At 37.2% G+C, this 13,996-nt stretch carries 17 protein-coding genes and 1 tRNA gene; 11 read left to right on the plus strand and 7 right to left on the minus strand.

Going from position 1 to position 13,996, the window contains the following annotated elements; translation table 11 throughout:
• Positions 1-48 precede the first annotated feature (48 nt).
• Positions 49-387 (plus strand): hypothetical protein, encoded by a 339-nt coding sequence (locus E4O07_RS03370; RefSeq protein ID WP_253687387.1) that lies wholly within the window; start codon positions 49-51, stop codon positions 385-387.
• 37 nt (positions 388-424) lie between these two features.
• On the opposite strand, the gene sufU is transcribed toward E4O07_RS03370, so the two are convergent.
• Together sufU and E4O07_RS03380 are read right to left on the minus strand one after the other, a co-directional pair.
• The gene (gene sufU, locus E4O07_RS03375) at positions 425-868 is read right to left on the minus strand and encodes a Fe-S cluster assembly sulfur transfer protein SufU (protein ID WP_253678575.1); all 444 of its coding nucleotides are present in this window, start codon (positions 866-868) and stop codon (positions 425-427) included.
• Between the two features lie 26 nt (positions 869-894).
• Positions 895-2,097, minus strand: a complete 1,203-nt coding sequence (locus E4O07_RS03380; protein ID WP_253687388.1) for a SufS family cysteine desulfurase — start codon at positions 2,095-2,097, stop codon at positions 895-897.
• 221 nt (positions 2,098-2,318) lie between these two features.
• On the opposite strand from E4O07_RS03380, the gene E4O07_RS03385 reads away from it, so the two are divergent.
• From E4O07_RS03385 to E4O07_RS03400, 4 genes are all read left to right on the plus strand, one after another.
• On the plus strand, positions 2,319-2,606 hold the full coding sequence (locus tag E4O07_RS03385) for an addiction module antidote protein (protein WP_253687389.1): 288 nt from the start codon (positions 2,319-2,321) through the stop codon (positions 2,604-2,606).
• 127 nt (positions 2,607-2,733) lie between these two features.
• The gene (locus tag E4O07_RS03390; RefSeq protein WP_253687390.1) at positions 2,734-2,997 is read left to right on the plus strand and encodes a hypothetical protein; all 264 of its coding nucleotides are present in this window, start codon (positions 2,734-2,736) and stop codon (positions 2,995-2,997) included.
• On the plus strand, positions 2,966-3,322 hold the full coding sequence (locus E4O07_RS03395; protein WP_253687392.1) for a helix-turn-helix domain-containing protein: 357 nt from the start codon (positions 2,966-2,968) through the stop codon (positions 3,320-3,322). Before E4O07_RS03390 ends, E4O07_RS03395 begins: the two co-directional genes overlap by 32 nt.
• Positions 3,323-3,634: 312 nt before the next feature.
• Complete coding sequence (locus E4O07_RS03400; RefSeq protein ID WP_253687394.1) at positions 3,635-4,816, plus strand: formylglycine-generating enzyme family protein; 1,182 nt, start codon at positions 3,635-3,637, stop codon at positions 4,814-4,816.
• A 126-nt stretch (positions 4,817-4,942) separates the two neighbouring features.
• On the opposite strand, the gene nadS is transcribed toward E4O07_RS03400, so the two are convergent.
• From nadS to E4O07_RS03425, 5 genes are all read right to left on the minus strand, one after another.
• Complete coding sequence (nadS, locus tag E4O07_RS03405) at positions 4,943-5,254, minus strand: NadS family protein (protein ID WP_253687396.1); 312 nt, start codon at positions 5,252-5,254, stop codon at positions 4,943-4,945.
• Positions 5,255-5,263: 9 nt separating this feature from the next.
• The gene (locus tag E4O07_RS03410) at positions 5,264-5,572 is read right to left on the minus strand and encodes a type II toxin-antitoxin system RelE/ParE family toxin (RefSeq protein WP_253678581.1); all 309 of its coding nucleotides are present in this window, start codon (positions 5,570-5,572) and stop codon (positions 5,264-5,266) included.
• Positions 5,573-5,732: 160 nt separating this feature from the next.
• A tRNA-Val gene (locus tag E4O07_RS03415) sits at positions 5,733-5,806 on the minus strand.
• A gap of 108 nt (positions 5,807-5,914) precedes the next feature.
• Positions 5,915-7,399, minus strand: a complete 1,485-nt coding sequence (locus tag E4O07_RS03420) for a peptide ABC transporter substrate-binding protein (protein WP_371921958.1) — start codon at positions 7,397-7,399, stop codon at positions 5,915-5,917.
• 181 nt (positions 7,400-7,580) lie between these two features.
• Positions 7,581-8,984: a TP0584 family protein gene (locus E4O07_RS03425; protein ID WP_253687400.1), complete on the minus strand. Its 1,404-nt coding sequence runs from the start codon at positions 8,982-8,984 to the stop codon at positions 7,581-7,583.
• A 109-nt stretch (positions 8,985-9,093) separates the two neighbouring features.
• On the opposite strand from E4O07_RS03425, the gene E4O07_RS03430 reads away from it, so the two are divergent.
• From E4O07_RS03430 to E4O07_RS03455, 6 genes are all read left to right on the plus strand, one after another.
• Positions 9,094-9,387 (plus strand): CRISPR-associated protein Cas2, encoded by a 294-nt coding sequence (locus tag E4O07_RS03430; RefSeq protein ID WP_253687401.1) that lies wholly within the window; start codon positions 9,094-9,096, stop codon positions 9,385-9,387.
• 4 nt (positions 9,388-9,391) lie between these two features.
• A protein-coding gene (prfB, locus tag E4O07_RS03435) for a peptide chain release factor 2 (RefSeq protein ID WP_253687403.1) occupies positions 9,392-10,514 on the plus strand; the annotation gives its coding sequence in 2 pieces (ribosomal slippage) (positions 9,392-9,457 and positions 9,459-10,514; 1,122 coding nt in all).
• On the plus strand, positions 10,511-10,831 hold the full coding sequence (locus E4O07_RS03440) for a response regulator (protein WP_253687405.1): 321 nt from the start codon (positions 10,511-10,513) through the stop codon (positions 10,829-10,831). Before prfB ends, E4O07_RS03440 begins: the two co-directional genes overlap by 4 nt.
• A complete protein-coding gene (locus tag E4O07_RS03445) occupies positions 10,828-12,402 on the plus strand; it encodes a PEGA domain-containing protein (RefSeq protein WP_253687407.1) in 1,575 nt (524 codons plus the stop codon). Before E4O07_RS03440 ends, E4O07_RS03445 begins: the two co-directional genes overlap by 4 nt.
• Positions 12,392-13,270 (plus strand): signal recognition particle-docking protein FtsY, encoded by an 879-nt coding sequence (gene ftsY, locus E4O07_RS03450; protein ID WP_253687409.1) that lies wholly within the window; start codon positions 12,392-12,394, stop codon positions 13,268-13,270. Before E4O07_RS03445 ends, ftsY begins: the two co-directional genes overlap by 11 nt.
• Complete coding sequence (locus E4O07_RS03455; protein WP_253687410.1) at positions 13,271-13,996, plus strand: hypothetical protein; 726 nt, start codon at positions 13,271-13,273, stop codon at positions 13,994-13,996. It begins immediately after the preceding gene.

Below are 13,996 nucleotides of genomic sequence, written 5' to 3' on the forward strand. Positions count from 1 at the left end.
GGAACTTATTTGATATTATAATAAAAAATTTTAATAGGAGAAGGAAAGATGAAAAAAAGAACAGCTATTTTTATTTGTTTTTTAGTATTGGGAGCAGCTCTTTTGTTTGCTCATGCCCCGAGGTTGCTTTGCTATGACAATGGCGACGGAACCTTTACCTGTGAAGGCGGTTTTTCTGACGGCTCACCCGCTGCAGGTACCGAAATACGCATTGAAAACCCCAAGGAAAAGGATCCCAAAAAAAAGGTTATTCTTAAGACCAAGCTTGACAAAAACAATGAGGTTATCATTAAATATGCCGACATCAAGGTAAAAGACTTTGTGATTATCTTTGATGCAGGCCCCGGCCATATTGTAAAAGTAAAATCAAGCGATATCGAAAAATAAGCCTTGGTTTTGCTGTTTATTAAAAAGGGACTTTGTTTTACACTGTCCCTTTTTTTTCGTTTAAAAGAACATCGGCTGAGTGCCAGCTTAAAGTTGCACATTTTATGCGGGCAGGCATTTGGGCAAAGTATTCCAAGATTTGAGCATCTTCCAGTTCTTCCTTTTCTTCTTCAGAAACTTCTTTCCCGTTCATCATCTTAAAAAATATTTCTACCTTGCGTTTGCCTTCTTCGGCTTTTTTTCCTTTTATAAGTTCGATGAGCATATTTGTAGAAGCCGTAGAAATTGCACAGCCCCTTCCTAAAAAAGAAGCCTCTTCGATGATTCCGTCTTTTTCCCTGATGAGGAGGGTAAGGTCATCACCGCATGAGGGGTTATGACCTCTTTCTATCTTTACGCCTTCTCCCGAAAGTTCCCGGCAGTTTTCTTTTTTTCGGGAATATTCCAAAATCATTTCCTGATAAATTGTATCTATATCCATTTATGTTTCCTTATCAATATTCTTTTTTAATCCTTTAAAAAAACGCTTTTTACTTTTTTTAAGGCCGTAATCATAACATCGATGTCTTCTTTTGTGTTAAAAATAGAAAAACTTGCACGGCAGCAGGAGTTTATGTTTAAGTGAGCCATTAGGGGCTGAGTACAATGATGTCCGCTTCTTACCATGACTCCGTACTCGTTTAAGATATAGGAAGTGTCGTGCGAGTGTACATCTTTTACATTAAAGGCGATTATGCCTGCCCGCTCCGGAGCATCGGTTCCGTAGGTTTCAACAAAATCGAGTTTTTTTAATTCTGAAAGAGCATAATCGTCCAATTCTTTTACGGTTTTTTCTATATTGGCATAGCCGATTTTTTCTATATATTCTATTGCGTGTTTAAGAGAAACTATGGCGGAAGTGTCATGGGTGCCGCCCTCGTATTTATAAGGGGCTTCCTTAAACTCGCTTGAATCTTCCGTAACAAAATTGATCATATCTCCGCCGTATAAAAAAGGCGGCATCTTGTCTAATAGCTCTTTTTTCCCGTAAAGCACTCCGGCTCCGAAGTCGGAAAAAATCTTATGGCCCGAAAAAACCAAAAAATCGCAGTCAAGGGCCGATACGTTCTGCCTGTAGTGAGCTATCGATTGGGCTGCATCGACTACAACAACGGCTCCGTTTTCATGGGCGAGTTTTATAACTTCTTCTACAGGGTTTATAATTCCTGTTGCATTTACCACGCTTGAAAGGGCAACAACCTTCGTTTTAGCCGAAAGTTTTGCTTTAAAGTCATTCATGTCCAAAGTGCCGTTTTTATTTAGGTAGATAAATTTTAGGGCTGCCCCCGTTTGTTTTGCAACAAACTGCCAAGGTACAAGATTTGCGTGATGGTTTGATACAGCCAATAGAATTTCATCTCCGCTTTTAAGCTGCGATAAGCCGTAGCAATAGGCGATGATGTTTAAAGCCTCTGTAGAATTTTTTGTAAATACAATGCTTTCTATTTTATCTGCCCCGATAAATTCGGCCGTTTTTTTTCTTGTTTCTTCAACCAAAATGGAAGAAGCTATTGCAAGGGAATGAGAGCCCCGCCCCGCATTTCCGTTTGAGTGTAAAAAATATTCTTTAACGCCTTCTATAACTTGTAAAGGCCTTTGTGCCGTTGCCGCCGAATCCAAATAATGAATGTTAGGATTTTGCATAAGCAAAGGAAAATCGCTTTTATACATCTATTTCTATGCTCCTTAAAGCCGCATTTAAAGTTCTATTCATTTTACAAAAAAATCGGCCTTTTGTCCAGCAATGGGGAAAAGCCTATAAGCCGCAAGACCGTTTATCTGCTTTCCGCAACCCCGACCTCTTGCAGAAATGCTTATAAAAAATGGGGTAGTGTACCACTCCGATTTAAAAGATATACAAAACGCTTACAAAATAGCTATGGAGGTATGAAATGAAAGTTACTAAATGGGATATGGCAGATTACATAGAAACAGCCGAAGACGTACTAATTTATTTATCCACAGCCCTTGAAGAAGGCGAGCCTGCCGATGTTATAAATGTACTTGGAGCAATATCCCGTTCAAAAGGCATGACACAGCTTGCAAAACAAATAGGCGTAAGCCGTGAAGCTCTTTATACTTCTTTGTCCGAAAAGGGCAACCCCTCATTTTCAACCGTCTTTAACATACTTCGATCAATGGGCATAACGCTCCACGCACGCCTAACCGAAACGGCTTAATTCCACATTCCTAATTAAGCATTCCTAATTAGGAATGCCCAATTATAAACCGCAAAAATAAAAAAGCTATTAACCAAAAATAAAAAAACAGCTTGACATATAATCAAAAAATGATTATAATTTATATATGTATAGGATAATCCAAAAAAAGCGGATAACAAAAGCTGTAGCAAAAATGCCGCAAAAAGAACAAGAACTATATGCCCAGCTAATACTGGATTTAAAAGAATCAGGCCCCGTGCAAACATGCTGGCCTAATTTCAGTTCTTTAGGCAAAAATAAATATCATTGCCACCTATCCTATCATTGGATTGCCTGTTGGAAAGAAACAATCAAAGGTATTGAAATGGAGGTATACTATGCAGGTTCACGTGAAAATGCCCCTTATTAAAATTGAAGGCGACATTCCGCCCGATTTATTGGCATTCGTAAAAACACAATACAAACATGTTACCGTCGAATATGATGACGATGACGAATACGAAGAGGTAACTGAAACCGAATGGTTTAAGAACATTCAAAAAAATATGACACCTCAAAAAACATTAAAACTTTTAAGAAACCGTGACAATCTTACACAGGCTGGACTTGCAGAAAAACTTTGTATCAATGTACAAAATGTTTCCGGAATGGAGCGGGGAGTCCGCCCTATAAGTATAGCTATGGCAAAAAAACTGGGCGCCGTATTTAACACAAGCTACAAAAAATTTTTATAGTTTATTATGATACAATTTTGCCTTATTTTTCCATCTTGATCTTTTTTATATTTTAGACTATATTGTTTCTATGATAGCTAAATCTTACTTAGGCTTAAAGTTAAATCTTTCGCACTCTAATTTATTGCACACGGCTAGTGTGTTAAAAAATATTAGCCTGAGTTTACCCCCCCCCCAATTTCGCTATTAAGTAGAATATCTCTAATTAAAGCTTTTAATATTTATTTTTCTCAATGTACAAACCGCAGAGTAGGCTTTATTCGGCTTTGCGGTTTTTTGTATAAATTTAATTATTTAAAAGGAGAATTAGTTATGAAACAGACTAATTTCAAATTTAAGACTAAGGTCTTAAATCGGGCAGTAAGTTTTACTGCATTGTTGTTGGCTGCAGGACTTTTTATCGGCTTATTAACCGGTTGTCCTACAGGTCAGGGAAAATCAGGCGGAAGTCAATCTTCCGAAGTAATTCCTAATACTCCCGGAAAGGCTTACACTGTGGAAGGTGTAACTTTTGTGATGAAGTCTATAAAGGCTGTAAGCGGTGCCGGGAATCAGCTGGGAGCAGAGTATATCTATAATAATGGATTACATGATATACAGCTTTCAGCCTACAACATAGGAGAAACTGAGGTAACGCAGGAGCTATGGAACAAAGTTATGGATAAAAATCCCAGTGTTTTTAAATCTAATCCTGCATCCGGAGAGGTACAACAAAGGCGTCCTGTAGAAAACATCAACTGGTACCATGCAATAGCCTTTTGTAATAAGCTCAGCCTAAAGCTTAATCTTGAACCTTGCTATACGGTAAAAGTTGGAGGAAGTCCTGTTGATTTTGATACTCTTACCTTTGATCAAATTCCCACAACCGATAATGCTGATTGGAATAAGGCTGAACTAGATATGAGTAAGAACGGCTTTAGGCTTCCGACGGAGGCAGAATGGGAGTGGGCTGCTAAGGGAGGAAAAAAATATATATGGCCTAATACAAATCAAAAGGATAGGTTAATAGAATATGCTTGGTATTCAAATCTTGACGGTGGAGATTCGGATCTAAAGACCCATGAAGTTAAAAAGAAAAAGCCTAATTATTATGGCCTTTACGACATCGCAGGAAATGTAATGGAGTGGTGCTGGGATTGGCAGGAAAATATTAACGCCGGAGCTGTATTACCACAAGACTATTCCGGCCCTGAGAGTATGTTCAAAGATAAAAAATTAAATAAAGAGGTAATATTTATGGTAAATAATAAGCTAAGAGACGGAATATTTTTAATAATACGTGAGTTTAAAAATAATATAGGAAATAATAATTTTATCCCTATGACCAGTTTTGACTCAAAAATAAGTAAATATTTGGGGCAATATTCAAGAGAAGAAATTGGCTCTGAACTTGAAAAAATGCAGCAGGAAGGGCTTATCTTTTTTCGGAAAGATTCAGGTCTTGCTCATGGCGGTATCAGTCTTACTACTGAAGGAAGAGATATAATTTTTTAAAATTAATATTAAAAAGAGCTAAGAACATACAGTTTATAATCGGACACGGATGTCCGTGGTTCTATGCTTTGAGAGTTTGTGCTTGCCGCAAGCTCTAAGGTTAAAAATGCACAAGGAAGTCCATTTTTAACCGCCTTTCAGCACACTTTCTACATATTGCGGATTAGCCGAAACAATTTTAAGGAGAGATAAGGCCGCTCCGTCAGGTTTACGCCGTCCTTGTTCCCAGTTTCGTAGGGTTCCTATACTGATATTAAGCATAGCGGCAAATTCTTCTTGCGTTTTATTTGTCTTATCACGTATTTTAGCAATATCTAAAGGCTCTATTTCAAAAACCCTTGAAGGGGGGATTTCTCCTTTTTCAATTAAAACAGCTTCTTTTACACTTTGGAGTAATTCAGTAAACATCTCATCACTCATTTTTTTTCTTTTAAACATAAAAACTCCCTATAAATCTTTAATAAAACTTGCCAGCATATTTATTTGTTTTTTTGTAATATTCTCCGCATCGCTTTTTGAATAAGCAAATAGCAAATATATCTTTGTTTCTGTTTTTATAAAATAGATAATCCTAACACCACCACTTTTTCCCGTATTCTTTTTACCCCATCTTATTTTTCGTATTCCTGCGCCTCCTTTAATCAATTTACCTTTTAATGGATTGCATACTAGATATTCTTTAAATTGTTTATATGTATCTTCATCCAGTAATTTATTTATTTGTTTTGTAAAAACAGGCGTTTCTATAATCTTCATATCTTATTATACGCCATTGGCGTAAGTCTGTCAATGCCGATTAAACACTTACTAAAATAAAAAGTTAAAACAAGCTGAATTTATAAAATACGGCCAGATTAAAAAATTAAATCTAATAAAATATTTATGATTTGTTAAAGGGTGGTAAAAAGAAAAGAGATGGGCGCTGACGGGATCGAACCGCCGACATTCTGGGTGTAAACCAGACGCTCGTACCAGCTGAGCTAAGCGCCCGATGAGATGGATAATATTACAAATCACAAAAAATGTCAATACCTGTTTTATAAAAAAATGAATTTTTTTTGTAAAACGGGTATCGGTTTTGGAAAAGCCGGTTTTAGCTTATTTATTTAATTTTACAAGACCGGGAACGGGCCGGGGCTCGATAAATTTTATAAACTTAAAGGGATGTATATCTATTGCGTTTGAATACCAGCCGCCTATGGAGTAAATGTCTATAATGTTTACGCTCAGACCATAGGATATCGGAATAATGACGCTCTCGCCTAACAAAAGTTCCTCTGCCTTGCTTAACATCTCATACCTTTTTTTAAAGTTTTTTTCGGAATGGGATTTAAGTATTATGCGTTCAAATTCCGCATTTTTCCAGTCGGAATCGTTTAGGTTTGAAGCAGGGCGAAACATTTCCAAAAAGGCTGTAGGATCAGCAAAGTCTCCTATCCATGTGATTGTTCCCAAATCGTAATCGTTTAATTTCAAACTGCCGTAATAGCTGGTGAAAGGTAGGCTTTTAACCTCGGTCTTTATGCCGATTTTTGACCATGCAGACGATAAAATTTCGGCAAGCTCTTGATAGTAGGTGTCTTCAGGGATTTTTATAACGAGTTTTTTTTGTTCTTCTTTTAAGTTAAGCTTATTTATAATTTCTTGGGCTTTTTGAAGATTGTACTCGCTCACACCCTTGATTTTGGGATAGCCTGCAAGGGGAAAAATAAGGGTTTCAGCTTTTATCGGATAGCCCTTGCGCAATTCCTCATATGGAATAGCTAAAAGAAGGGCCTTTCGTAATTCGGAATTTTTCACATTTGTGGATGATGCCTTAAAGAAAAAATACTTCGTAGAAAAAAGAGGATCTATGTTGACACTGCGTTGATCTCCTATTTTCGAAATCACATCGCTTCTCGAAAGCCAGTCCATTTCTCCCTTATTAAATTTTTCGATAGCAGCTTCTTTACTTAAGTCAAGGAAGATATTGATTTGAGGAATTTCGACCTTTTCTTTATCCCAATAGTTTTCGTTTTTTACCAAAATCAGCTCTTTTTCCGAAAATTTCTTTATTTTGTAAGCTCCGCTTGATGTAGGTTTAAAGCTGTCTTTTAATTTTTCTATTTTTTCTATGTTAGAAAATTTTAAGGCCGCCGTAAGTTGAGAGTGCTCAACGGCCGAAAAGGCGTGATGACATAGAATATTGGGGAGGTGCTCAATTTCGGTATTTGTGTAAACCAAAAGAACATGCTCGCTTTCGGCTTTGATTCCGACCTGATTTTTATTCTTTAACTTTCCGTTACGGTAGTCTGCGGCTCCGTCTATGCAGTCTAAAAGAGAAGCATAAGGGTGATTCCCGGCCGGGTTTAAAAGATTCAGCCATGAGTCGGCAAAGGTTTGGGCCGTTATGGGCTTGCCGTTTTCGAATTTGGCTTCTTTTCTGATTGTAAAACGCCATGTTCTTCCGCCTGAAACAGTGTATTTTTCTGCCAGGCCCGGCACAGGCTGCAATGTGTAAGGGTCGTATACAAACAGCCCTTCATAAAGGGCTGTTAAGATTTGGGCTTCTCCTGCATCAAAGGCTGTATGGGGGTGAAGCATGGGTATTCCTGAGTTTATGGAAATATTAAGTTCCCGATATTGATTTTCTTGCGAAAACAAACAAAAGGATAGTAAAAACAAAAATAATGCTGTAAGCCTTTTTTTCATATAATCTCCCATGAAAATTTTTATAGGAGCCTATTATATTGTTTTTTATATTATTATTCAATCCGACTATATTTTAGATAACTCCGAGTTTTTTCATATGGCTTACCTCATCCGCCAGAGCTTGATATTCGGCCCTGTACTGGTTTGCCTTTATAATCGAGTTTGTAATCGTTGTAATTTCTATCTTAATGCCTCGTATTTTGCTTCTAAGTTCGGGTTTTACGTTTTTATAGAATTCGTCAAGTCCTCCGAGCTGTTTTAACATTTCATTGCTGTCACTTATGTACTTTGAAAGGCTGTTAAAGAGAAGCTCATCCGGCATAGTTTTTATCTTTTGATTAACGGCCGAATTCGGCATCAAAATATTTTGGAATAAGGCTATTTTTTGAAGCACTTCTTTTTCAAAAACGGAATAGTTGATTGTTTGTTTTTTTGTATTTTGATTTATGTTATCCGTGATGATGATTGTTATATACTTTTCAGGAGGGTCTAATTTTAAAAGCTGCCTGAAAATTTCGGCAATTTTTCTAAATACGGTATTTTCAGCCTTATAGACCAGTTCTTGATTAGTTTTAATTTTTTCCAGAGCAGCCTTTAAGTGAGGAGCCGAATTTGAAAGAACCTTTAAGCCCGATATTAAAATAGGCCTATGATTTACTTCTTGATTTGAAAAAGAGCTCTCCTTTGGTTTAACCTCAAGTCGTGATAAGATCTCCTGCTGTAATATGGCCGAGTCATCACCGTAATCTTCTCTGATTATTTCGACTATAAGATCCGTATAAAAAGGCTTTTTTTTGAGCTTTAGTGTGAAAATCTTTTTTATTTCTCTTAATACATTTGAAGGATTTGCACAGTCGGCCTTGGTTATCTTTACTGACGGTATAATCTCTCTGCGTATTAAAAGTTTATATTCTTCCCGATGAAAGATCGACAGGCTTTTAAGCTGGGTATTGATATAGGTCTCGCTTTTGCCAAGATGGGCTACGGAATCCCTCAATAAGCTGTTTGATAACTGATCAGGTCCTTTAAAAAGGTTGTTTATTATATCGGCTATGGCCCTCGTATTTGTATGATTCGATGTATTTGTAAAATCAGACCAAATAAAGGTACTGTTTAGTTCGAGAAGTATGGAAATTCTTTTTGGGGTTAAAAACTCGGTATTAAACTGATAGTAGTTGTTGACAAATTCCAGCATCGTTTCATAGTGGGCCAAGCGGGTACCTATAACGCTGGCCTTTTCCGAATCTGCAAAGTTCTCTTTGCTGGGAATTTCAACCTCAGTCATTTTACTGTCATATTTATAAGGATCATCATGGATGACCCGTTTTTTTAAAAGAGTGCTTCTGATTGCGTGGAGTGCACTGCTTTGAATATTGTAGTTTTCCCTCACTTTGGGAAGAATTTGAGAGTTAAATTCATTCCTTTTTGTTTCAAGGATTACCGAAAGCTCCTCAACAAAGTTTTTTCTATTTTCCATACCACACTTATCGGCATTTTTGCCTTTTTTTTTAAGTATATAATAAGTAAAGATTTTTACTTATCTTAGGGGTTTGACAAAGTTTGTCTTTTGTCGTATTCTGTTGTATATGTTTGTTTCAGTTGTTATAGATCCGGGAGGAAGGGAATCGGCTTCTCATCTGGCAGAAGTTCTAACGGCCAACGGCTTTGAACGGGTTCAGCATGCTTGCTGGGAATCGGTAACAATAAATGACGAAGGACTTGTTACATTAAAGCAGGATATAGACCGAGTTACCGATTATTACGACATCGTCCGTCTCTACCAATATCCTATTCAGGATGTATTGGCAATAACTACGCTTTATAAAAAAAAGTGGAGGAGGGTCCTTGTGCGCCCGCCTGCAAAAAAATTGGAGAAGTAACCTTATGGAAGACTATAGATCAAATTTAGAAGAATTAAAAAACGATATCTCTAATATTTGGGGGCGTCTTTGACCCTGAGGCGGTAAAATCAAAGATTGCCGAAAAAGAAGCTATAACCTTAGCTCCCGATTTTTGGAATGACAGTAAAAAAGCCGAAAAAATCATGGGTGAGATAAAGGCCCTTAAAAACAGAATCTATCCTTGGCAGGAACTCATGGATGAGGTTTCGGATTTGGAAGTTTTAATGGAGCTTTCAGATGAGTCGGGCAATGAAGAGCTGGCCGAAGAGATCAGCTCAAGCTATAATTCCGTTTACGAAAAATACAAAAAATTAAGTATATTGAGCCTCCTTTCAGGTGAGGTCGATAAAAACGATGCCTATCTTACCGTTCATGCCGGAGCCGGGGGAACGGAGGCCTGTGATTGGGCAAGTATGCTGGTGCGTATGTATTTGCGCTGGTGTGAATCCCGCGGCTTTAAAACCGAAGTCATAGATTTGATTGAAGCTGAGGGAGGGATAAAGTCCGCTACCTTTCAGATTTCGGGTGATTTTGCCTTCGGTCTTTTAAAAAGCGAAACGGGAATTCACCGCTTGGTACGCATAAGCCCCTTCGATTCCAACGGCAGGAGACATACGTCCTTTACTTCCGTGTTTGCCTTTCCCGTTCTTGATGATACGATAGAAGTCGATATAAGGCCTGAAGACCTGCGCATCGATACCTACCGTGCCGGAGGTGCCGGAGGTCAGCACGTAAACAAAACCGACTCGGCCGTCCGCATTACCCATATTCCCACAGGTATAGTTGTTGCCTGTCAAAGTCAAAGGAGCCAAATCAGCAATAAGGCCACGGCAATGAATGTTCTAAAATCAAGGCTTTATAATTATTATGAAGAGCAAAAAGAAAAAGAGAACATGAAATTTGCCGCCGAAAAAAAAGGTATTTCCTGGGGCAATCAGATCCGTTCCTATGTTTTTCAACCTTATACAATGGTAAAAGATCATAGAACCAAGTATGAAACCGGAAATATTCAGGCTGTAATGGACGGAGATATAGACGAGTTTATAAACAGCTTTTTAAATACAAAGATTGAAGATATGAGCATTGATGAGGACGATTCTCTATGATATGTATTGTATGCAAATCCGAATTTTTAGCAGCCGATATAAGGGCAATATGTCTTTCTCATGTAAACGAAACAATTAAGATTTTGCCTCAAGTCTCCCTTTTGCATACATTAATAAGTGAAAATGTCCGCCTTGTTTTTTTTGACTCAAAGCTTTTTACCGATACTGCCGCTTTTCGACAAAAAAGTCCGGGTACCCAATTTGTCGTTATTTCTTCTATAGGGGATGAAGGTCTTGCAGAAAAGGCTCTTATCTGCGGGGCCTCAGACTTTTTATTATGCCCCTTTACCGAAAAAGGAGTTATAAACTGCTTATGAGCTCTTCCTTTAAATTGAAAAAGCTTATTTTTTTATCGGTCTTTTTTTTTATAGTTTCTTTTTTGTTTGCACAAAAAACTGAAGATGAAAATTCCGATTGGACTATTGCCGTTTCCGAATTCAAAACGGAAGGACTTCCTTCCTCTTATCAAAGCTATAAAACGATAGTGCCTCAAATGTTTTTAATCTACATGGATACCGGCTCAAAAAGAATAGTACCCTTTGAAGAAAAAAAAATGCGGGCCTTGATGGAAGCTTCAAACAAAAAACTAAAACTTATAAAAGAAAGGGCAAAACTTATTAAGGACAGGGATGAGCTTTTTTTATCCGTTGAAGATAAAAAAGTAAAAGATGAAAAAGAAAAAAAACTTACGGAGGAAATTTTAAAAAAAGAAAAAGGTATTTACGATGCCGGTATAGATATCAAAATAGAAGAAAACCGTTTTTTTACTTCAGGTCAGCCTAAAAATATAAGCTTGTGGAAATATGGGGAGACTCTGTACAAGATGTCTGAAAATGCCGACTTAGGTGAAAGCTTAAAAAAAGAAAATATATCGGCTCTTATTTACGGCTCGGTAAAAGATATTTCCGGTTATATGGTTATAACCGCTTATTTGGATACAGGACTTTCCGGAATGAAGGTTCACGAATTTTCAGGGGCCGGAAGATACGACGATGTTGAAAAAGTCGTAGAAATGCTGGTGCGTCAAATATACACAATTATTCAAAATACAAAAGAAGTAAAAGTCTTCTTTGAGGTAAATCCTAAAAACGCCAAGGTTTATATTGACGGTAAGCTTATACGGGACTTTTCAAAACCCGTAACATTGCGTGAGGGATTTTATCAAATAGGGGCTTCTGCTCAAGATTATGTTGAGGAAGCAAAAAAAATAGAGCTAAAAAATAAAGATGCCTATACCTTAAAGATTAATTTAAAAAAAGAAAAAACCGAAACAATAGGTTTTAATCTTAAAAGCGGTTCCCCCAATTTATTTTTTAAATCCCAATATTCCATTCGAATACCCGGAATCATAACCATCCCTAAAATGAAATCTATTTTTGAATTTGAAGAAAAGGGGGTGCATACCTTCGGAGTTCTTGAGCCTTCAAATAATAGTTTTTCACGGCAAAATGTTCAAAATATGATAATAAAGTTAAACAAAAAAAATGTAAAAGATTCGATAGAAACTCAACGGAAAATTTTATATTGGTCTTTAGGCGCCTTGTACATAAGTTTGCCCATAACAATGATTTTAAAATCCAGAGTGGATGATGAGGTATATGCTTTTAAAAGCGGTAAGGTTCCTTATCAACAGTCCAAGGTTGAGCGTATAAACAGGCTGGGCATGACTCAAAATGTTTTTCAGGGAATTACGATTGCTTTGGGAGTTAATTATTTTATACAGTTAATAATCTATCTTGTAAAGGCAGATAGGGCCTTACCCCGAAAGATAAAACCTAACTACTCCGATCCTGTTTATGAAGAAACTGCTCTTGATAAACCTGCCGGAGATCAGTCTATAGCCGATAAACCTATTATTAAAGATGAGGAGAATAAAAATGAAGAATAAAAGTTTTGCTGCCGGATTAAAAAAACTATTCGGTTTATATAAGGGCCCGGATGAATCTTTTTTTGAAGATTTAACCGATACCCTGATAGAAGGTGACATAGGAGCAAAAACAGCTCTCGAAATTGAAGCCTCTTTAAGAGATTTATGTAAAAAGGAAAAGCTTGTTTCTGAAGGCGATGTTTTAAACGGTCTTTATAATATTTTATTACCCTATGTAAAGGTAACCTCCTTAGAACCTGAGAAGGGTAAGGTTTCTATTTATCTTGTTCTGGGTGTAAACGGGGTAGGAAAGACAACCTCAATAGGAAAGATGGCTTCTTATTATAAACAAAAATGCGATATTCCCATCATTTTGGCTGCCGGAGATACCTTTAGAGCAGCTGCCATAGAGCAACTGAAATTTCATGGTGAAAAAAATGATGTGAGGGTGGTTGCTCATCAGCATGGCGGAGATCCCGGTGCCGTTATCTTTGATGCAGGGGATGCCATGGCTGCTGCAGGAGGCGGCCTCGTCCTTGCAGACACGGCAGGGAGACTTCACAATAAAGAAAACCTTGTAAGAGAGCTTCAAAAAATAGACAGGATTGCAAAGTCAAAGGCCTCTGAGGGCTGCTATAAAAAGATATTGGTTTTGGATGCAACAACAGGCCAAAACGGTCTAAGGCAGGCCGAAGTCTTCCATGAAGCTATAGGAGTGGATGCAGTTTTTTTAACAAAGTATGACTCTACGGCAAAGGGCGGTGTTGCCGTTACGGCAGGAAAAGAGCTCAATCTTCCCATGCTCTTCGTCGGAACCGGCGAAAAGTATGAAAACATATCTCCTTTTTCGGCTGAAAATTATGTAAAGGAATTTATCGGAAAAATATAAATGAGTTTAAAAAAACTATTATTTTTTGTTTTTATTTTATTTTCTCTTTTTATTTTTGCAGACGGAACGGAAAATGCCGATGTTCAGTCGCCCCCTGCGGCAGCGGAAAGTGCCGATGTTCAATCGCCTCCTGCGGCAGCAGAAAGTGCCCATACTCAATCACCTTCCGGTAACGAAAATCAAAATTTATCCGAAAACGAAAAAGAGCCGGAAGAACTTGATAAGGGTTTTTACTCCATTCAAAGCTCAGGGCTTACGGCCTGTTTTGAAGATCGATGGTTTTTTGAAAAACTGGATGATGACGGCAGACCTCTTATGTCCGTTTTATATGAAAAAGATAAACTCATAGAAAAAAAGACATATACCTACAAAGACGGATATCCCGAATCTTGCGAAGTTGTTTTATCCGATAAACTTATCAAAATAAAATATAATAAAAAAAGAATGGAAACCGAAAAAATTATTTACGATGTCGAAGGTAAAAATGAACTTGAAAAAAATATTTATACCTACGATGAGAATAATTTATTAATTGAATCCTTTTTAAAAAAAGATGGGATTGAATATATTTCAAAATTTGAATACGGGTCTGAAAATAAAACAAAATCCAAAACAGATTTTGTAAACGGAAATAAAATTTCTTACACCGAGTATATGACGGATAAAAAGATAGTCCATTTATTCGAATACGGAAAAGAAATCGGAGTAGTAGAGGAAGAAACATAA

This window comes from Treponema sp. OMZ 798 (assembly GCF_024181385.1).
In the GTDB taxonomy this organism is placed as follows: Bacteria; Spirochaetota; Spirochaetia; order Treponematales; family Treponemataceae; genus Treponema_B.

Bases quoted from the DNA above. Each gene is read 5' to 3' on its own strand.
- E4O07_RS03370 (WP_253687387.1), top strand. From the start codon at position 49: ATGAAAAAAAGAACAGCTATTTTTATTTGTTTTTTAGTATTGGGAGCA.
- sufU (WP_253678575.1), bottom strand. From the start codon at position 868: ATGGATATAGATACAATTTATCAGGAAATGATTTTGGAATATTCCCGA.
- E4O07_RS03380 (WP_253687388.1), bottom strand. From the start codon at position 2,097: ATGTATAAAAGCGATTTTCCTTTGCTTATGCAAAATCCTAACATTCAT.
- E4O07_RS03385 (WP_253687389.1), top strand. From the start codon at position 2,319: ATGAAAGTTACTAAATGGGATATGGCAGATTACATAGAAACAGCCGAA.
- E4O07_RS03390 (WP_253687390.1), top strand. From the start codon at position 2,734: ATGTATAGGATAATCCAAAAAAAGCGGATAACAAAAGCTGTAGCAAAA.
- E4O07_RS03395 (WP_253687392.1), top strand. From the start codon at position 2,966: ATGCAGGTTCACGTGAAAATGCCCCTTATTAAAATTGAAGGCGACATT.
- E4O07_RS03400 (WP_253687394.1), top strand. From the start codon at position 3,635: ATGAAACAGACTAATTTCAAATTTAAGACTAAGGTCTTAAATCGGGCA.
- nadS (WP_253687396.1), bottom strand. From the start codon at position 5,254: ATGTTTAAAAGAAAAAAAATGAGTGATGAGATGTTTACTGAATTACTC.
- E4O07_RS03410 (WP_253678581.1), bottom strand. From the start codon at position 5,572: ATGAAGATTATAGAAACGCCTGTTTTTACAAAACAAATAAATAAATTA.
- E4O07_RS03420 (WP_371921958.1), bottom strand. From the start codon at position 7,399: ATGCTTCACCCCCATACAGCCTTTGATGCAGGAGAAGCCCAAATCTTA.
- E4O07_RS03425 (WP_253687400.1), bottom strand. From the start codon at position 8,984: ATGGAAAATAGAAAAAACTTTGTTGAGGAGCTTTCGGTAATCCTTGAA.
- E4O07_RS03430 (WP_253687401.1), top strand. From the start codon at position 9,094: ATGTTTGTTTCAGTTGTTATAGATCCGGGAGGAAGGGAATCGGCTTCT.
- E4O07_RS03440 (WP_253687405.1), top strand. From the start codon at position 10,511: ATGATATGTATTGTATGCAAATCCGAATTTTTAGCAGCCGATATAAGG.
- E4O07_RS03445 (WP_253687407.1), top strand. From the start codon at position 10,828: ATGAGCTCTTCCTTTAAATTGAAAAAGCTTATTTTTTTATCGGTCTTT.
- ftsY (WP_253687409.1), top strand. From the start codon at position 12,392: ATGAAGAATAAAAGTTTTGCTGCCGGATTAAAAAAACTATTCGGTTTA.
- E4O07_RS03455 (WP_253687410.1), top strand. From the start codon at position 13,271: ATGAGTTTAAAAAAACTATTATTTTTTGTTTTTATTTTATTTTCTCTT.